The 18,797-nt window shown below is 68.6% G+C and carries 13 protein-coding genes; 8 read left to right on the top strand and 5 right to left on the bottom strand.

Annotated elements, in window-relative coordinates; genetic code table 11:
• From AC16DP_RS12220 to AC16DP_RS12210, 3 genes are read right to left on the bottom strand one after another with little or no spacing between them, the layout of a single operon-like run.
• Positions 1 to 723 (bottom strand): RluA family pseudouridine synthase, encoded by a 723-nt coding sequence (locus AC16DP_RS12220; RefSeq protein ID WP_329734073.1) that lies wholly within the window; start codon positions 721 to 723, stop codon positions 1 to 3.
• Positions 720 to 2,132, bottom strand: coding sequence for a M16 family metallopeptidase (locus AC16DP_RS12215; protein WP_329734072.1), 1,413 nt, complete (start codon positions 2,130 to 2,132; stop codon positions 720 to 722). The genes AC16DP_RS12220 and AC16DP_RS12215 overlap by 4 nt, the downstream gene beginning before the upstream one ends.
• The gene (locus AC16DP_RS12210) at positions 2,133 to 3,488 is read right to left on the bottom strand and encodes a M16 family metallopeptidase (RefSeq protein WP_329734071.1); all 1,356 of its coding nucleotides are present in this window, start codon (positions 3,486 to 3,488) and stop codon (positions 2,133 to 2,135) included.
• 218 nt (positions 3,489 to 3,706) lie between these two features.
• Between AC16DP_RS12210 and AC16DP_RS12205 the strand changes: the two genes are divergently transcribed.
• Positions 3,707 to 4,831, top strand: coding sequence for an AAA family ATPase (locus AC16DP_RS12205; RefSeq protein WP_329734070.1), 1,125 nt, complete (start codon positions 3,707 to 3,709; stop codon positions 4,829 to 4,831).
• 10 nt (positions 4,832 to 4,841) lie between these two features.
• Complete coding sequence (locus AC16DP_RS12200; RefSeq protein ID WP_329734069.1) at positions 4,842 to 5,441, top strand: hypothetical protein; 600 nt, start codon at positions 4,842 to 4,844, stop codon at positions 5,439 to 5,441.
• Between the two features lie 4 nt (positions 5,442 to 5,445).
• Here AC16DP_RS12200 and AC16DP_RS12195 read toward each other — a convergent pair whose 3' ends face one another.
• Positions 5,446 to 6,057, bottom strand: coding sequence for a hypothetical protein (locus AC16DP_RS12195; RefSeq protein ID WP_329734068.1), 612 nt, complete (start codon positions 6,055 to 6,057; stop codon positions 5,446 to 5,448).
• A 344-nt stretch (positions 6,058 to 6,401) separates the two neighbouring features.
• Between AC16DP_RS12195 and AC16DP_RS12190 the strand changes: the two genes are divergently transcribed.
• From AC16DP_RS12190 to AC16DP_RS12180, 3 genes are all read left to right on the top strand, one after another.
• Positions 6,402 to 7,619 (top strand): cytochrome P450, encoded by a 1,218-nt coding sequence (locus tag AC16DP_RS12190; RefSeq protein ID WP_329734067.1) that lies wholly within the window; start codon positions 6,402 to 6,404, stop codon positions 7,617 to 7,619.
• 77 nt (positions 7,620 to 7,696) lie between these two features.
• Positions 7,697 to 8,944, top strand: coding sequence for a cytochrome P450 (locus AC16DP_RS12185; protein ID WP_329734066.1), 1,248 nt, complete (start codon positions 7,697 to 7,699; stop codon positions 8,942 to 8,944).
• Between the two features lie 16 nt (positions 8,945 to 8,960).
• Complete coding sequence (locus AC16DP_RS12180) at positions 8,961 to 11,120, top strand: spermidine synthase (RefSeq protein ID WP_329734065.1); 2,160 nt, start codon at positions 8,961 to 8,963, stop codon at positions 11,118 to 11,120.
• Positions 11,121 to 11,208: 88 nt separating this feature from the next.
• On the opposite strand, the gene AC16DP_RS12175 is transcribed toward AC16DP_RS12180, so the two are convergent.
• Positions 11,209 to 12,975 (bottom strand): ATP-binding protein, encoded by a 1,767-nt coding sequence (locus AC16DP_RS12175; RefSeq protein WP_329734064.1) that lies wholly within the window; start codon positions 12,973 to 12,975, stop codon positions 11,209 to 11,211.
• 313 nt (positions 12,976 to 13,288) lie between these two features.
• On the opposite strand from AC16DP_RS12175, the gene AC16DP_RS12170 reads away from it, so the two are divergent.
• From AC16DP_RS12170 to AC16DP_RS12160, 3 genes are all read left to right on the top strand, one after another.
• Positions 13,289 to 14,938, top strand: a complete 1,650-nt coding sequence (locus AC16DP_RS12170) for an ATP-binding protein (RefSeq protein WP_329734063.1) — start codon at positions 13,289 to 13,291, stop codon at positions 14,936 to 14,938.
• A gap of 135 nt (positions 14,939 to 15,073) precedes the next feature.
• Entirely contained in the window at positions 15,074 to 16,111 is a 1,038-nt protein-coding gene (locus AC16DP_RS12165; protein WP_329734062.1) for an FYVE zinc finger domain-containing protein, read from the top strand.
• Between the two features lie 75 nt (positions 16,112 to 16,186).
• Positions 16,187 to 18,634 carry an LPS-assembly protein LptD gene (locus AC16DP_RS12160; protein WP_329734061.1) on the top strand — a complete coding sequence of 816 codons (2,448 nt, stop codon included), beginning with the start codon at positions 16,187 to 16,189 and terminating at the stop codon, positions 18,632 to 18,634.
• The last annotated feature ends 163 nt before the right edge of the window (positions 18,635 to 18,797 follow it).

Raw genomic sequence — 18,797 nt, 5'->3', positions numbered from 1 at the left:
TCACCCCAACCCTCTCCCAGAGGGAGAGGGGGCTTTGCGCAGCAGCTCCACGGTCCTCGCCATGTCCTCGGGCAGCGGGGACTCCAGCGCCCTCGCCTCCACTCCTGGCAGTGCCGGCCACTCCAGTCTCGCCGCGTGTAACGGCGTGCGCGCCAGCACGACCTCCTCCCCTTCCCCTCCCACGTCCTTCGCCTTCAGCGGCTCGTCCCGCCCGTACTGGTGATCCACCAGCAGCGGGTGCCCCTCCGACAACAGGTGCACGCGGATTTGATGTGTCCGCCCCGTCATCGGCTCGGCTTCCACCAGCGAGGCCGCCGTGAACACCTCCACCGGCCTCACCCGAGTCCTCGAGGGCTTCCCCTCCTCGCCCGGCCTCGCCACCCGCATCCGCCCCTTGCGCGCCGGCACCAGCGCCGCGTCCACCACCCGCGGCGCCTCCACCCTCCCCTCCACCAATGCCAGGTAACGCTTGCGCACCTTCCCGGACTCGAACGCCATCGACAGCGTCCGGTGCACCCCGGGCTCCAGCGCGAACACCATCACCCCCGAGGTGTCCCGATCCAACCGGTGCACCACGTACACCTTCCGCTTCAGCTGCTCCTCCAGCACCTCGCGCAGCGACGGGCCTCCGCCCTCACCACGCCCGGGGATGACCAGCATCCCCGCGGGCTTGTCCACCGCGAGCAGCCCCGCGCCCTCGAAGAGAACGCGGACCCCGCTCACTCGTAATCCGAGGCCGGTACCACCGTCACCGGCCCCAGCCCCGTCAGCTGCTTCTTCACTTCCGACGCCTTGCCCACCAGCACGATCAGCGGCGGCTGCGAGAACAGGTACTTCCCCGCCACCTCCAGCGTCTGCTTCGGCTTCACCTCCATCAGCCGCTCCCGGAACTTCTCCACCCAGTCGTCCCCGAGCCCGTGCACCCGGATGTCGCTGATCACCGACGCCACCGACTCGTTCGTCTCCGTCCGCAGCGGGTACAGCCCCGCCAGGTAGCGCTGCGCCTTCTTCAGCTCCGCCGGGGTGATGCCCTTCGCGCGCACCTTCGCCACCTCGGCGAGCGTGACGTCGATCATCTCCCGCGTCTTGTCCGTCTGGGTGAACGTGGAGATGCCGAACACGCCTCCCGCGTTCATCATCTCGAAGTAGCTGTGGATGCCGTACGTCAGGCCGCGCTCCACGCGTATCTCGTTCACCAGCCGCGAGGTGAACCCGCCTCCCAGCACGTTGTTCATCGCCGCCGCCGGGAAGTAGTCCGCATGTCCCACCCGGAAGCCCGGCCCGCCGATGCGCACCTGCGTCTGCGTCTGCTCCGGCTTGTCCACCAGGATGATCCGGCCCGACGTCTTCATGTCGGCCGGCGGCAGCTCCACCGGCGCCTCCGGTCCGCCCTCCCAGCCCGCGAAGGCCTTCTCCGCCTCCCGTGCCACCACGTCCGGGCTCACCGCTCCCACCACCGACAGCAGCGCCACCCGAGGGCCCATCCGCTCGCGGTGGAAGCGCACCAGGTCTTCCCGCGTGAAGGTGCGCACGTGCGCCTTGCTGCCCCCCACGTCGTGCCCGTACGGGTGGTCTCCCCACAGCGCCCGGACGAAGGCCCGGTCCGCCACCACCGACGGATCGTCCAGATCGTTCACGAAGCCCGCCAGCGCCCGCTCGCGCGCCAGCTCCACCTCGCGCTCCGGGAAGGAGGGCTCGCGCACCAGCTGCCCCAGCACCGACAGCATCTCCGGGAAGTGCTCCGCGGGCGTCGCGACGAAGAGCGACAGCACGTCCTCGCTGCTCCCCACCGAGAAGCTCGCGCCCACGAACTCGATCGTCTCGTCGAGCTCGTCCGCGCTCATCTTCGCCGTGCCCCGGCGCAGCAGCCGCGCGGTGAAGTCCGACAGGCCGTGCTTGTCCGCCGGATCCACCGAGCTGCCCGCGCGGAGAACCAGCCGCACCGCCACCAGCGGCAGCACGCCGCGCTGGGCGGCCAGCACCTTCAGCCCACTGGACGTGGTGCTCTCGTGCAGCGCGGGCAGCTTCACGGCGGCTGGCGCGGACTCCTCCTTGCGCACCACCTTCTTCACGGCCTTCACGGCCTTCGCCGCCGCCTTCTTCACCGTCTTCTTCGTGGCTCGGGTGGCCATCTACTCGGCGTCCTTTCCGTCAGCGGCTCCGTCCGCGGCTTCGTCCGTGGTTTTGTCCGGGGTGGGGATGAGCGTCACCACCGAGCGGCGCTCGGGCGAGAAGTACTTCGCCGCCACCGCCTTCACCCGCTCGTTCGTGGCGGCCGCGTACACCGAGGGCAGCGTCAGCCCGTCCCTCCACGAGCCCAGCAGCACCTCGTAGTGGCCCATGGCGTGCGCCCGCCCGCTGTTCGTCGCCAGCTCCCGCAGGTGATCCGCCCGCAGGTTGTTCTTCGCCTTCTGCAGCTCGCGCTCCGTCAGGCCCTCGGTGGCCACGCGCGCCAGCTCGGCGTACAGGGCCTCCTCCACCTTGCGCGGATCCGAGTCCTGCTTGAGCTCCAGGTAGACGATGATGGCACCCGGGTCCACCCGCCAGCCCCAGTCCACCATCACCGACACGGCCAGCTGCGTCTCGTAGACGAGCTTCTTCACCAGCCGGCTGCCCTCGCCCTTCGTCAGCGCGTACTGGATGATGTCCAGCACGAGCGTGTCCTCGTCCCGCGCCGCCGGGCCGTGCCAGGCGAGCATGAGGGCCGGGGACTGGGCGGGGTGGCGCACCTCGGCGCGGCGCTCGCCCTTCTGCACGGGCTCGGCGTTGAGCACGGGCACGGGCGAGGGGCCCTTGGGGATGTCCCCGTAGTAGCGGCGCACCAGCGCCAGCGTCTTCTTCGGGTCGATGTCCCCGCAGATGTAGAGCACCGCGTTGTTGGGCGCGTAGTACGTGCGGAAGTAGTCCTCGCAGTCCTTGCGGGTGATGTTCGCGATGTCCTTCTCCCACCCGATGACCGGCCAGCGGTACGCGTGGGCCTTCCAGATGAGCGTACCCAGCTCCTCGTCCATGGTGCCGGTGATGTCGTTGTCCACGCGGACGCGGCGCTCCTCCATCACCACCTGGCGCTCGCTCTCCAGGGCGTCGTCGTCGATGCGCAGCGAGCGCATCCGGTCCGACTCCAGGTCCAACACCGTCTCCAGCGCGTCCGAGGCGAAGTCCTCGTAGTACACGGTCATGTCCGTGGACGTGTACGCGTTGGAGCGGCCGCCGTTCGACTCGAGCACCTGGTCGAACTTCTTGGGCCCGTACTTCTTGGCCCCGTTGAACATCATGTGCTCGAACAGGTGGCTGATGCCGGTGATGCCAGGGCGCTCGTTGCGGCTGCCCACCTGGAAGAAGGTGTAGAGGCTCACCACGGGCGTGTCGTGGTTGGCCAGGAGACGGACGCGGAGGCCGTTGGGCAGCGTGGCCTCCTGGACGTCGAAGAGGGATTGCAGGACGGGATCCGCCTTGCGCACGGCGGAGTTCGCGGGTGCCTTCGGCATAGGTGGCCCACCGTATACACGGCTTCTCTCGGGGGGAAGCACGGCTTTTGGCCCCCGAGTGTCCGGCACTCACAACCCCGGGTGTCCGGCACCCGGTGGAAGCCGGGGTCCACCGGCTGGCCGGTCCCCGTCACCTGCCTCTTGCGAACCTCTGGAGTCGGGTCATCGACCCGACTCGAATGTGGCCGGGTCCGTGGCCCCGGGTTACGCTGGGCTCCATGATCCAGTCGATCTCGCTCCAGAACTTCAAGAGCTTCGGCGAGCTTCAAACCATCCCGCTCGAGCCCATCACCGTGCTCGTGGGACCGAACAACTCGGGCAAGTCGAACTTCATGAGCGTGGGGCGGTTAATCTCAAACAGCACCGTTGCGGATCTGCCTGAAGCTCTTCGCCAAGAGGGGGGCGCGGAGTTCCTCCTCCACCGTCCGCCTTTTCAAGGGGCTAGCTGCACGATTGGCTGGAGCACGCTCGATGGAAGTTATTCCATGAGGTTTGATTCCACCCCTTTGGGGTGGCGTATTCGTGACGAAGACCTCAAGAGCGAGGATGTAGAGAAGAGCTTCTTTCGGCAAAGCGCAGTGGCGAACCTCGGCGACGAGACCGTACGCACGGGTCTCAACCCCCAATCATTGATGATTCGCCAATGGGCCAGCTCCGGGGGATTACCCATAGGATTGCTAAATGGGTTCCTTGAGATCTGGCGCAGCCTGGCATCTGCCAGAATGATCAAGCTCTCGCTGTCCTCGCTTCGAGCAGATTCCGAGGTGATTCCGCAGCCCGTGCTTGGCCCTGATGGTCGCGGGCTCGCCGCCGTCCTGGGACTCTGGCGAGGGGCCATGCCGGAGAAGGCAGTGGCATTGGAGCAGTTCCTGGCCCGATGCCTTCCAGAAATCCGGAATGTCTTCGTGCGCCCGGCCCCGACCCCTGGCCACCAGCGCTTGTGGTTCAACCAGAAGGACGGGCAGCAGTTCGACTCGGAGCACGTCTCCGACGGCGTGCTCGCATTCACCGCCCTCGCCATGCACGCAATCAGCGCCGAGGAAGGACAGCTCTTCTTCATCGAAGAGCCGGAACAGTCCATCCATCCCAAGCGCCTCCGGGAACTCGTGGACCTGCTCAAGGACATCGTCCGGGAGCGGAAGTGCCAGTTCGTCATCGCCACTCACTCGACCGTCCTCCTCAACGCCTTCCGCGATGAGCCCGAGGCCATCCTCCTCTTCCGCCGCTCGGAGACTGGAACCCGGGTGAAGCGCCTGTCCGACGTCCCGGAACTCCTCGAGTTGCTCCAGCAGACGCCGCCAGGAGATCTGCTCGAAACGGGCGCGTTCAGCGCCGCATTCTGAGGACCACGCCGTGCTCACGGTCGCGATTGCCAGCGAGTTCCACGCCTATGACGGCGAGCTCTACCGCTGCCTGCTCGAGCGGATACTCGACACCCCGGTACAGGCGTGGAAGAGCGAGATCGAGTTCAACGGGTGCAAGCACGTCCGCAAGCAGGCCGGGCTTTATCTCGAAAGGGCCGCACAGGAGGGTGTCCGGCACGCACTCATCGCCATCGACAATGATGGGGGGAGCCGCAAGGGACTTCCCCACCACCCGAGCCATCAGGTCGCCGAGCATGTCGCGGATCCAGACGGATGCCGCGTGTGCTGGCTGCTCGATACGATTCCCCAGGGGTGGCGGGATCCTGGCTACCGCTCGTGCGTGGTCGTCCCGATCCAGACGCTGGAAACCTGGCTCCTCATCATCAAGGCGCATCCGTTCACCGAGCCATCCCCCGAGCAGCGCTATGCCCGCAGCGTGCTCAAGAAGGACTTCTTCGGCAAACCCCTGCCATCCAGCCGGGAGCAGCAGCGCCTCGCGCTCGAGGCCCTCATGCAACCGGACGCCCTCTCCCGGCTTTCCCTCCGGCCCAGCTTCCAGTGGTTCATGAACCAGGTACTCGCCTGGTGAGCCCCTATCCCGGGAAGCTCTCTTCCTGGGTCTCGGTTGTGAGGTGCCGGCTCATCCACTGAGCAAGCGCTCCGTCCAAGATCCGGCTCGTCGCGGCTTCGTCATACCGGAGTGAACGCCCCAGCGCCCGGGCCAGCTCCACCAGTACGTCCTCGATACGCTGCATGGCTCGCTGCTTTGCCCTGCCCTCCTGTGCCGCATACTGCGGAGTCCGCAGCTTCTGCACCAAGGAGGAAGCACGCGAAGGGCCGAGCGTTCGCACATATTGGACGAGCAGCGCATCGAAGGTGCTCGCGTCCAGCTCATCCCGGAGCGGAGCGAAGCGCTGGTGGAGAAGCAGCTCGAACCGGCGCATCTCCTGTTCCTCGTCCGCCAGCCTCGCCCCCGCATCGAGGGACCAGTTCGTGAAGGCGTCCGAGTGCGGGATGCGCATCTCGGAGAGTTGCCGGTGGAGCGAGAGGATGAGCACGTACTCAGGACCCCGCTCGGAGTCCGCCAGCTGGATGCGGACGACCTCGCTTCCTGCACGCAATCGCTCCTTGAGCAGGCGAACATAGGGGTCGTCCACGGCACCGACCACGGCATCGTGGATCAGTGAGGTCCAATCGTGAGCCATGGCGCAAGGCTGCTGCCTGCCGTGGAGCGAGTCAACCCAACATCCGAACAGATGCCCTCGGCGTCTCGGCCCCCGAGTGTCCGGCATTCACAAAGGCGAAGGTCCGGCACCCGGTGTATGCCCGCCGCCCCTCACCTCACGGGTAGCCGTCAGCGTCATGGTACCGGGATGGCCGACCACCCTGGAGTCGCCTGCCAGACAGGCCGTACAGGATACCTCTTAGGAAGTGTGACGGGCAGAGCAATCCAATCCGGCGGCGGAACGGCCTGTCGAGGCGGCGGCGGAGACTCATGGTCCTCCATCACCCGGGCAGCCCAGGCTGCCCCTCTCCACCGGAGCGCCCGATGCAGGCCCCCTCCCTCCCGCCGATGGCCGAGCTGCTCTCCAACCCCCATCCCTTCTTCGCCGCCCTGCGCGAGGCCACTCCGGTCCAGAAGGTGGAGGCCTTCATGGGCGCCTACGTCGTCACGCGCCATGCGCACATCGGCGCCATCCTCAAGAACACCACCGTGTTCTCCTCCCGCGTCATGGGCTTCGAGCAGGTCATGCCCCCCGAGCTCGGCGAGGAGGTGCTCCGCTACTTCCGCGTCGAGCACAACCTCATCTCCTCGGATCCGCCCGAGCACACGCGCCTGCGCACCCTCGTCAGCCGCGCCTTCACGCCCCGCCGCGTGGCCGGGCTCGAGCCCCACCTCCGGGAGATCACCCGCGGGCTGCTCGACGCCATGCTCGCCCGCGAGGAGTTCGAGCTGATGGCGGACCTGGCCGCGCCCCTGCCCGTCACCGTCATCGCCGAGCTGCTCGGCATCGAGCCCGAGCACCGCCAGGACTTCAAGCGCTGGTCCGATGCCATCATCCAGGCCGCCTCCTTCACCATCCGGGACAAGAGCCAGCTGGGTCACAGCATCCGCGAGCTCCAGGCCTACCTGGAGGCCGCCATCGAGCGCCGCCGCCGCGAGCCCCGCGATGATCTCATCGGCGCCCTCGTCGAGGCGAGCGAGGCCGAGGGCGGCTTCCTCTCCACCCTGGAGCTCATCGACTTCGTCCGGCTGTTGCTCATCGCCGGCAACGAGACCACCACCAACCTCATCGGCAACGGCATGGTGGCCCTGCTGCAACACCCCTCCGAGTGGGAGCGGTTGGTGGCGGACCCCTCGCTCCTCCCCAACGCCATCGAGGAGATGCTGCGCTACGAGGGGCCCGCCCAGAGCGTCCTGCGGGTGACCACCCAGGACACGGAGGTCGCCGGCCACCCCATCCCGAAGGGCTCGCGCATCATGCTCCTGCTCTCGGCCGCCAACCGGGACCCGCGCCGGTTCCCCGAGCCGGACCGCTTCGACATCACCCGGGATGCCCATGGGCACCTCGCCTTCGGCCACGGCGTCCACTTCTGCCTGGGCGCTCCGCTGGCGCGGCTCGAGGCGAAGGTGGCCTTCGAGGAGCTGCTGCGCCGGGTGCGCCGCGTCTCGTTCGCTCCCGGCCAGGAGGACCCCATCGCCTGGAGCGAGACCTTCATCGTCCGGGGCCCCCTGAGTCTCCGGCTGCGTGCCGAACGCCGCTAGCCCGCCGGCCCTCCAGACAGGAGAGCACGCGCCCCTCCGGCACGGCATACTCCAGGCACCTTCTGTCTGGAGCATCGATGTCATCCCTCGCCCCCCAGTTCTCCCCCGAGGTCACCCTCGATCCGTACCCGTTCTACGCCTCGCTGCGAGAAGCCGGCCCGGTCCAGTTCGTCCCGTCCCTGATGCGGGGCTGCTACGTCCTCACCCATCACGAGGACATCGCCACGGTCCTCAAGAATCCGGCCCTGTTCTCCTCGAAGCTGATGGGCCCCGGCGCGATGATGCCCAAGGAGCTCGGCGAGGACGTGCTCCGCCACTTCATGTCGGAGAACAACCTCCTCACGTCCGCTCCGCCCCTGCACACGCGCCTGCGCAACCTGGTGAGCCGTGCCTTCACCATGCGCCGCGTGGCCGAGCTCGAGCCGCGCATCCGGGAGCTCTCCGGCGAGATGCTCGATGCCATGCTCGCCCGGGAGGAGTTCGAGCTGATCCGCGAGCTGGCCGCGCCGCTGCCCGTCGTGGTCATCGCCGAGATGCTCGGCGTCGAGCCCGAGCGCCGCCTGGACTTCAAGCGCTGGTCGGACGACGTCCTGCTCACCATCTCCCCGCAGAGGGCGCCCGGAGAGCTCACCCGGCTGAGGGACAGCCTCCTGGAGTTCCACGCGTACCTGGAGGCCGTCGTCGAGCAGCGCCGCCGCGAGCCGCGCAACGATCTCATCAGCGCGCTCATCGAGGCGAGCGAGGCCGAGGGCGGCTTCCTCTCCACCCTGGACATCATGGCCTTCACCCGGTTGCTGCTCGTCGCCGGCAACGAGACCACCACCAACCTGATCGGCAATGGCATGGTGGCCCTGCTGCGTCACCCGTCCGAGTGGGAGCGGCTGGCGGCGGATGGCTCGCTCATCCCCAACGCCGTCGAGGAGATGCTGCGCTACGACAGTCCGGCACAGTCCCTCGTCCGGGTGGTGACGGAGGACACGGAGCTCGCCGGCCAGGCCATTCCCAAGGGCTCGCGCGTCCTGCTGCTGCTGGCGGCGGCCAACCGGGATCCCCGCAGGTTCCCCGAGCCGGATCGGTTCGACGTCACGCGGGAGGCGGCCCAGGGCCATATCTCCTTCGGCCACGGCATCCACTTCTGCCTGGGCGCTCCGCTGGCGCGGCTCGAGGCGAAGGTGGTGTTCGAGGAGCTCTTCCGCCGGGTGCGCCGCGTGTCGTTCGCGCCGGGCCAGGAGGGCACCATCCCCTGGAACCAGGCCTTCCTCATCCGCGGCCCCAAGAGCCTCCGGCTGAAGGCCGAACGGCACCAGCCCGCCCGGGCCGCCTGAGCCTCGCGCCCCCGTCATGGCCCGCTACGCCTTCACGCTCTTCCTCAGTGCCTTCCTGCTGTTCGGTGTCCAGCCGTTGGCGGGCCGGTACGCGCTGCCCTGGTTCGGCGGCACGGCCGCCGTGTGGACGGCGTGCATGCTGTTCTTCCAGGGCGCGCTCCTCGCGGGCTACGCCTACGCGCACGCGAGCGCCACGCGACTCCCTCCGCGCCGGCAGGTGCGGTTGCACCTGGGCCTGCTCGTGCTCGCTGTGGGAGCGCTCGGGGTGCGCGCGGTGCTGATGGGCTCTCCGGTGGCCCCCGGGCCCGAGTGGCGCTCCACCGGCACCGAGGCGCTGCTCACCGGCCGGCTGCTGGCGATGCTGGCCGTCTCGCTCGGGCTCCCCTTCTTCGTGCTGTCCACCACCGCGCCCCTGCTGCAGACCTGGTTCAGCCGCGCGCGGCCGGGGGTCTCGCCCTACCGGCTCTACGCCCTGTCCAACGCCGGCTCGCTGCTCGCGCTGCTGGGCTACCCCTTCCTCATCGAGCCCGCTCTGTCCCGCTCGGCACAGGGACAGGCGTGGGGCGTGGGTTTCCTGATCTTCACGGCCGGGTGCGCCTCCTGCGCGTGGGACGTGTGGAAGCGGGCGGAGGCCGCTGCTCCCGGGCAGGCCTCGGAGCAGTCCTCGGGCGACATGGGTGCACCCGAGGACTCGCAGCGGCTGGGGCCGTGGCACTCGGTGGCGTGGCTCGGGCTGAGCGCCTGCGCGTCGGTGCTGCTGCTGGCCACGACGAATCAGCTCTCGCGGGACGTGGCGGCCGGGCCCTTCCTGTGGGTACTGCCCCTGGGGCTGTATCTCCTCACCTTCATCCTCACCTTCGAGCGCGAGGCGTTCTACCGCCGCTCGGTGTGGGTGCCCCTGCTCATCGTGTCGGTGGGCGGCGTGCTGCGCGCCTTCTTCGAGGGGCCTCACTGGCCGCTGTCCTTCCAGCTCCTCGCGTACGGCGGCGCGCTGCTGGCCGGCTGCATGGTGTGCCACGGTGAGCTGTACCGCCTGCGTCCGGCCCCTCGTCACCTGAGCGCCTTCTTCCTCCAGGTGTCCGCGGGCGGCGTGCTCGGCGGGGTGTTCGTGGGCCTGGTGGCGCCGCACGTCTTCCACACGTACAGCGAGTACCCGCTGGCGCTCGCCGCGAGCTGTATCGTGGCGCTGGTGCCCCTGCTGTCGCCCTCACCCGGCGAGGGGGTGCTGGGGCGGCTGGGGCGGCTGGCCCGGGTGTTCCTGCTCGCCTCGGCGGTGATGGGGCTGGGCGTGTCGCTGCTGGACATCCGGCGCGAGGTGCGCGTCACCGTGCGCAACTTCTTCGGCGTGGTGCAGGTGCTGGAGCTCGGCGTGGGAGACCCGGAGCGGCATCTGTTCGCGCTCAAGCACGGCACCACCACCCACGGATTCCAGCTCATCGAGCCCTCGCGCCGGAGCAGACCCACGGCCTACTTCACGGCGGACAGTGGACTGGGGCTGGCCATCGCCGAGCAACGGCGGCTGCACGAGGCGGCGGGATCACCGGCTCTGCGTATCGGGGTGCTGGGACTGGGCGTGGGCACGAGCGCCTCGCTCGCCCGGGCCGGTGACTCGGTGCGCTTCTATGAGATCAACCCGGCCGTCATCTCGCTGGCCCAGGGCGAGGGCGGCTACTTCAGCTACCTGCGCGACACGCCCGCACGGGTGGAGGTGGTGCGGGGCGATGCTCGTATCTCCCTGGAGCAGGAGTTGGAGCGCGGCGAGGCTCGGGGGTTCGATGTGCTCGCGCTGGATGTCTTCAGCTCGGACGCCATCCCCATGCACCTGCTCACGCGCGAGGCCGTGGCGCTCTATCGGGCGCACCTGGCACCCGGAGGCGTGCTGGCGCTGCACATCAGCAGCTCGCACCTGGATCTGCTGCCCGTCACGCTCGCGCATGCCCGGGACTCCGGCATGCACGCGACGCTCGTCATCAACAAGAGCCAGGGGGACAGGCTGCGCAGTACGTGGGTGATTCTCGCGCCGGATGCGGGCTTCTCGCAGGGGCCTACATTCACTGGCACGGCCGCCCGCGTGTACCGCCTGGAGGTGAAGGACGGGCCACCGCCGATCCTCTGGACGGATGAGCACCACAGCGTGCTGCCCGTGCTCCGGCGCGAACCTCGCGAGGGGGAGTGACCCATACTCCCTCTCCCCTCGGGAGAGGGGAAATTGACGCGGCGAGGGGAAATTGACGCGGCGAGGGGAAATGGACACGGCCAAGGGCTCAGGACTCGAGTACCGGCGGCTGGCCCACCGGCAGGAACACCTGGAACGTGGTCCCCTTCCCCGGCTCGCTCTTCACCGCGATGCGCCCGCCCAGCTCGGTGATGATGCCGTGGCAGATGGACAGCCCCAGCCCCGTCCCCACTCCCACCGGCTTCGTGGTGAAGAAGGCATGGAACAGCTTCCCCAGGTTCTCCTCCGGAATCCCAACCCCCGTGTCCCTCACCGCCACCACCACGTGCTCCTCCTCGTACCTCGTGGAGACGTGGATCTCGTTCCCCCGGCTGTCCCCGTGCGGAATCGCCTGCGCCGCGTTGATGAGCAGGTTGAGGAACAGCTGTCCCAGCCGTGACTCGTTGGCGTGCACCGGTGGCACTCCGCCGTAGTCCTTCACCAGCCGAGCCCGGTGCCGGATCTCGCTCCACGCCATGTTCCCGCACAAGTCCAGCACCGACTGGATGTCCACCGGCCCCCGCCGCTCGTCGCTGCCCCGCGAGAACGTCTTCAGGTCCTTCACGATGTCCACCACGCGCTGGCTGCCGGACAGCGCCTCCTTCAGCGCCTCCCGCACCTCCTGCCCCCGCTCCCCCGCGAGCCCCTCGCCCGAGCCGGCCATCGCCGACAACTCGTCCTCCATGAAGCGCAGGTTGCTCAGCATGTACGACAGCGGGTTGTTGATCTCATGCGCCACGCCCGCGGCCAGCGTCCCCAGCGACGCCATCCGCTCGGTGGCCAGCAGCTTCTCCTGCACCTGCCGGCGCTCGGTGATGTCGCGCGCGATGGACACCGTGGCCAGCTGCCCGTCGAACAGCAGCGGCAGTGTCACCACCTCTCCCAACACCCGCCGGCCCTCGCGATGCCGGAAGAGCACCTCGTGGGGCGCGCTGACCGGGGACGGCTCGATGAGCCCGGCCTCGCACCCCGGCTGCACCAGCTCCGCGATGGGCCGCCCCCGCAGCGACTTCCCGCAGGCATGGCCCAGCAGGCACGCCGCCGCCGGATTGGCGAACACCACCACCCCCTCCCGATGGATGAGGATCGCCTCCGGGCTCCGCTCGATGAGCGTCCGGAAGCTCTCCGCCGAGCGCCGCTGCTCCTCCTCCGCCTGGCGCCTCCGCCGCTCGCTGCGCACCCCCTGGAGGATGGCGCAGCACGTGGCCAGCAACGGCTGCAGGAAGTCGATGACCCCCTCGTCGTAGCCCCCCGGACGGTTGGCGATCCCCACCATCCCCACCAGCTCCGTCGCCGAGTGGAACGGCAGCCCCAGGAAGCCGCGCAGCGGCGGATGGCCCTCGGGCAGCCCTCCCCGGCGCGAGTCCACCGCCGGAGCGTTGGACACCACCGGCTCGCCGCTCGTCATCACCGCCCCGAAGAGCGTCTGGAGGTTGGTGAACTCCATGCCCCGGGGCGCCTGCCGGGCGAAGAACTCCCGCAGCTCCTCCGTCCACGCGATGTTCGTGATGGCGTGGGTGCGCAGGTAGGGCTTGCCCTCCGGCGTGTGCAGCACCTCGCCGATGAAGCCGTACTCGCTGCCCGTCAGCTTCAACAGCACCGACAGCAGCTTGTCGAAGAGCTGCGGCACCTCGCGCCCCTGGATGAACTCCGTCTGCACCTCCGTGAGCGCCTGCAACAGCAGATGGCTGGCTCGCAGCTCACTCGCCGGGTCCCCCTTCCCGGCACTCCAGGGGTGGTTGGGCCACTCCATCCGTCCGCTCACCTGATCCCGCTCTTCCCGGTTTCCATGAATCTGATAGCGGACCTCCTGCATCGGGCAATCCCCCTCCCTCCCTATTGGCGATTGGGGGACATTCTGGATCTCACCAACTAAAACCTTGGTTGCGAATCAACTGCTGGTGGAGCGCGCTCGCGGCAACGACTACGCCAGCACCGTGCAGGCCGGGCTGCTCATCCTGCGCAACCCGCACCTGCTCGACTGAGCGCGCGTCCGGGCGGGGGGCCGCGGAGGAGCGACCGGTGTTGATACTCCGGGCTCAAAGAGATGCACGGCGGGTACCGGAAAACGTGAGGCACTCTTCCGGGCTCCGCGTCTCGTCCTAGAATGGAGCCCGTTGAGCCCCCTCATGGACAGCGTGCCCTCCTCCCTCATGCCAGACACCTCCCGCGGTCAGGCGTCCGATACCGTCGACGAATTGCTGCGCCACTTCCAGGCCACCTTCGAGCAGGCCGCCGTGGGCCTCGCGCACGTGGGCACGAATGGCCGGTGGATGCGCGTCAACTCGCGGCTGTGCGACATCGTCGGCTACCCGTACCACGAGCTGATGGAGCTGTCCTTCCAGGACATCACCCACCCGGATGACCTGGCCGCGGATCTCCAGCAGCTCCAGCAGGTGATCGCTGGAGAGCTCTCCACCTACTCGATGGAGAAGCGCTACTTCCGCAAGTCCGGGGAGACCATCTGGGTCAACCTCACGGTGTCCCTGGTGCGCAAGCCGGATGGCACCCCGGACTACTTCATCGCCGTCATCGAGGACATCAACCGGCGGCACCGCGCCGAGCAGGAGCGGGATGCGCTGCTCGCGCGAGAGCACCAGGCCCGCACGGAGGCCGAGGAGCAGGTGCGCCGCCACTCCGCCGAGCTGGATCTGACGCGCAACGCGCTCATCCAGGCCGAGCGGCTGGCCACGGCGGGCCAGCTCGCGGCGGGCGTGGGGCACGAGATCAACAACCCACTCTCCTACGTGCTGGCCAACGTGACGTTCGCGCTGGAGGAGCTGGCGGAGCGGGAGCTGGACGAGGCGATGAAGGAGGTGCAGGACGCGCTGCAACAGGCCCGCAAGGGCGCCGAGCGCATCCGGGGGATCGTCCGGGATCTGCGCACGTTCGCCAGCAGCAAGTTCGACTCGCTGGGGACGGTGGACGTGCGGGAGGCGTTGGAGTTCGCCGTGTCCATGGCGGAGCACCAGCTGCGCCTGCGCGCCCAGCTGCTGCGCGACTACACGCCGGTGCCCGCCGTGGTGGGCAACGAGTCGCGCCTGGGCCAGGTGTTCCTCAACCTGCTGCTCAACGCCACGCAGGCGCTCCCCGAGGGGGCGGTGTCGAGCAACCAGGTGACGCTCACCATCCGGCCCCACCAGGAGTCGTGGGTGGCCATCGAGGTGCGCGACACGGGGTGTGGCATTCCCGCGGAGAACCTTCCCCGCCTCTTCGAGCCGTTCTTCACCACGAAGCCCATTGGCGAGGGCACGGGGCTGGGGCTCTCGGTGTGCCATGGGATCGTCACGAGCATGGGAGGCCAGCTCCAGGTGGAGAGCACGCCGGGCCGGGGGAGCACGTTCCGCGTGCTGCTGCCGGTGGCGGGCAAGGCGGTGACCCCCGAGGCCTCCGGTGAGGTGCGCGTGCGGCGCCCCGGGGATCCGGAGGCCCGCCGCGTGCTGGTGATCGACGACGAGCCCGAGGTCATCGAGGCGCTCGTGCGGACCATCGGTCCGTCGCACACCGTGGAGCGGGCCGGCAGCGGCAGGCGCGCGCTGGAGCTGCTGGCGCAGGACGCGGGCTATGACGTCATCTTCTGCGATCTCATGATGCCGGAGCTCACGGGCATGGATCTGCACGAGGTGATCACCTCGAAGTACCCGGAGCTGCTCGAGCGCATGGTCTTCATGACGGCGGGCGGTTTCACTCCACGTGCCATCGCGTTCGTGGATCAGCACGGCCCGAGGTGCATCGAGAAGCCCTTCAGCCCGGAGACCGTGCGCGCCTGCCTGCGGTAGGCCAGCGCCGCTCGCGCCGCTCCAAAGGCGGAATCGCGGGGTCTTTCCGCTATCGGGTTACAGAACGCCTCGTGAAGTGGCATAGAGTCGGCGGGAGTGAGGAACCCGTCGCACGCCGAGGTGTAGACCATGGCCATGCAGGTCATCCTTTGGAATCCGCCCAACGCGGACGTCCTCAAGTTGTCCCTCAAGAACAAGCTCGAGCTGCTCTCCCATGCGGTGACGCAGCTCAATCACGTCAGGGACGGCTCGGAGCTGTGTGCGCTCGTGGGGCCGGACTACCTGTTCTTCCATGACGTGCCGTACGGCGTGGATGACTTCAATGCATACCACGTCAAGGTTCAAGCCATCGCGGATCAGCTCCCGCAGAAGGTCCTCTTCGTCGCCGGCTCGATGCAGTGGGTGGACCCGACGTCGAAGAAGCTCTTCGTGAGCGCCCTCATCGCGTCCAGGGGCCAGGTGCTCCGCTATGACAAGAAGCACAAGGCGGGGATCACCGAGGATGTGAAGGGCTACGAGTTCGAAGCAGGTACGGCGAGCGGCCGTTTCCAATGGCAGGGCTTCCGGTGTGGTCTCGAGATCTGCCAGGATCATGAGAAGGAGGTGCTCAAGAAGAGCGGCCCCTTGGACGTGCACATCCTGATCTCCTATGGCCAGTGTGGCCGGGCGCGCAATCTGGCTCTCGATCCAAACAAGAGAGGGGTCTTCATCCAGTGCGAGCTGGAGACCACCCAGTATTACGCGGACAAGAAAATGGGCTCCAATCCAGAGAGCTATGTCTCGCTTTGTTCCTACGAGAGACATCGGATGCTGGGGTTGGTTCCCAACGAGAGCAAGCAGGCGCTGACGGACTGTGCTTCCACCAAGGCCCTCATCAAGTTCAAGCAGTGTGCCGTCGAAATGCCAGTGCCCACCAAGAAGGGAGCGCCACCGCTCCGGCTGAAGCGCCCGGTCTGGCAGCCGGACAGCGAGGTGTCCCGCTGTACGAAGTGCATGACGTCGTTTGGCGTGTTCACGCGCAAGCACCACTGCCGTCAATGCGGAAGAATCTTCTGCTCCAGTTGTTCGAGCAAGACGATGATCGTCGTGAAGCCCGCGACGAAACCCGGTGAACAGGACGTGGAGCAGAGTGCCGAGGCCGTGCGGGTCTGCGACAGCTGTGCGAATGGGTGAGCCGCGCCCGGCCGCGCCCGAGCCCGCGATAGTCCATTGCCGAAGGACCGGCGTTGGTCTTGAGTGCGCGGTCCCATGGTTGGCCTGATCCTCACCCTCGCCCTCACCACCGCCTCCGGGCAGCTCCCGGTGCCCGCCTCGCCCGGGGAGCTCCTGGGAGAGACGGTGGAGCTCCAGGGCGACCTGCGCGTGGAGACCGAACCCGGGGTCGTCATCGTCGCCCGGAAGAACGCGGTGCTGCGCTCGGGGACGTCGGTCATCCGCGCCGATGAGATCTCCTACAACCACACCACGCAGGTGGCCGAGGCCCGCGGCAACGTGCTGCTGGTGATGCGCGGCCTGGCCGGCTTCGCCGAGCACCTCACCCTGGACCGCCGGACGCGCACCCTGACGGCCGAGAACGCCAACGGCGAGGGCGCCGCCTTCGTCCAGAAGGAGAACGTGAGCCCGGAGGAGCTCGCCGCCCAGGAGACCGCCGAGCAACTGGCCAAGGTGGGCAAGAACGCCTTCTCCTTCACCACCCGGGGCCTGCGCATCGAGGAGGATGGCACGTACGTGCTGGAGCAGTCGTCCTTCACGCCCTGTGACTGCGACGTGCTCACGCCCACCTGGCGCATCTCCACGAGCGGCGCGACGGTGAAGCCCGACGAGAGCGCCACCCTCACCCTGCCCGCGGTGCGCGTGTACGGCGTGCCCGTGCTCCTGCTGCCATGGGTCTACCTGCCCCTGGCCCAGCGCGCGAGCGGCCTGCTGCTGCCCGAGATCACGGGCTCGGGGCTGAGCGGATTCCAGCTGGACGAGCCGCTCTTCCTCACGCTCGGGCGGAGCTACGATCTCACGCTCTCGCCGGGGTACGCGTTCGGCACCGAGCCCGCGGATCCCACCCGGGGCTCGCTCGGCGTGAAGGGTCCGCGCCTGTCCACCGAGCTCCGGTACGTGCCCCTCGCCGACCCCGACGGCAATCCCGCGATGGAGGGGCGGCTGTGGATGCAGCTGCTCTACGACCTGAAGCCCGAGCGGGATCCCCTCAACTACAACGTGCTCGCGCCCGGCGCGCCACGGCGGGGACTGCGCGGCTGGGGCCTGCTGGAGCACCGGCAGAAGCTCGGCAATGACTTCTTCGCGCGGGCGGACGTGAAGCTCTTCTCGGACGGCTTCCTCTTCGCGGACACCACCAACAACTCCGGATTCGCCCGCTCGTACTATGACGTCCCCTCCACGGCCACGGTGTACCACCGGGGCGCGGACGACTACGCGGGGCTCGCCCTCGCCTACCGCCAGGACATCCGCTGGGGCTATCCCCTCTTCGGCGACGCCCCGCGCCCGCCCGTCTTCCAGGAGCTGCCCACGCTGCGGTACGCGCTGCCCACGGTACCGCTGTTCGGTCCGCTCACCGGCGGCGTGGAGGTGGAGCTGTCCCGGCTCTCGCCGATCGACGGGCTGCTCGGGGACGAGGGCACGGACGGCACCTACTGGCCGCTCCTGGCGGACGCGGATGGCACCCAGGGCAACGGCCGTTTCGATCCGGGCGAGCGTCAGGCCCGCACCCGGCTGGACGTGATGCCACGGGTGAACGCCACCTTCGACCTGGGTGGCGTGCTGCGGCTCACCCCGTACCTGGCGGTGCGCGAGAGCCTCTACCTCTACGAAGCGACCCGGGAGACGAACCACCGGGCATACGGGATGGTGGGCGCGTACATGGACACGGAGCTGTCGCGGGTGTTCGGAGAGGGAGCCAACGCGATCCGCCACAGCATCCTGCCCTCGGTGGAGGTGCGCGCGGTGCCGCATGTCTTCGGCCAGGGCTCGCCGCAGATCTACGACGAGGTGGACGCCGCCGTGCCCGGGAATGGGTTCTTCCAGGCCCAGGTGGCGCTGCGCCAGAAGCTGCTCGCCCGCGTCGGGACCCACGGCACCCGCGAGCTGGGACGGTTCGACGTGGTGCAGGGCGTGGACTTCCTCGAGCGGCGGATGGGCGAGACGTCCGGGCGCATCCTGGCGGTGCTGGGGCCGGTGTCGGCGGAGGCCCGGGGCCGGCTGGATCTCTTCACCCCCGAGACGGAAGAGCGGCTGACCCAGCTGTCGGCGAGGATCGGTTGGACCATCCATCCCAGGCTGAGCGTGAACGCCGGGTACGAGCGGGCCCTGGCGAGCTCGGAGCAGGTGCGCCGGCCCATCGACATGCTGCTGCCCCCGCCCCTCGCTCCGCGGGAGCCGATCCCGGGTGCGGCGGTGTCCTGCTCGAGCGCGGCCGCGTTCGCCAACAAGCCCATCGACCGCGTGCTGCTGGGCGCCGACACACGCCTGCCGTTCGGCTTGAACGTGGGCTACGCGGCCGAGGTGCAGCGGAAGGATCCCGCGCGCTGCGATGTGGCCGAGCTGTTCTCCCAGACGCTGAGCGTCTCGTTCAGCCCCTCGTGCGACTGCTGGCGGCTCAACTCCTGGGCGCGAGTGGGACCCGGGACGAACTTCGACTGGGGCCTGAGCGTGACGGTGCTGAACCTGGGCACCTTCGGGCGCTGAGCCCGGAAGTCACGAGGGAGCCCTCCGGGCGCGATGTTCACGAACTTGGTCGGGTAGACCGGGGAGTTACCTCCCCGGCCCCCCACGGATCCGGACGTGCGGAATTCCCGCATCCGGCTCTTCGGCTCATGGACTCACTGCGAGCGGAAGCCCATCTCGCACC

It is taken from the genome of Archangium sp. (genome assembly GCF_057119385.1).
Note: the sequence above shows the minus strand (reverse complement) of the source record. Positions and strands in the feature narration are given on the sequence as shown.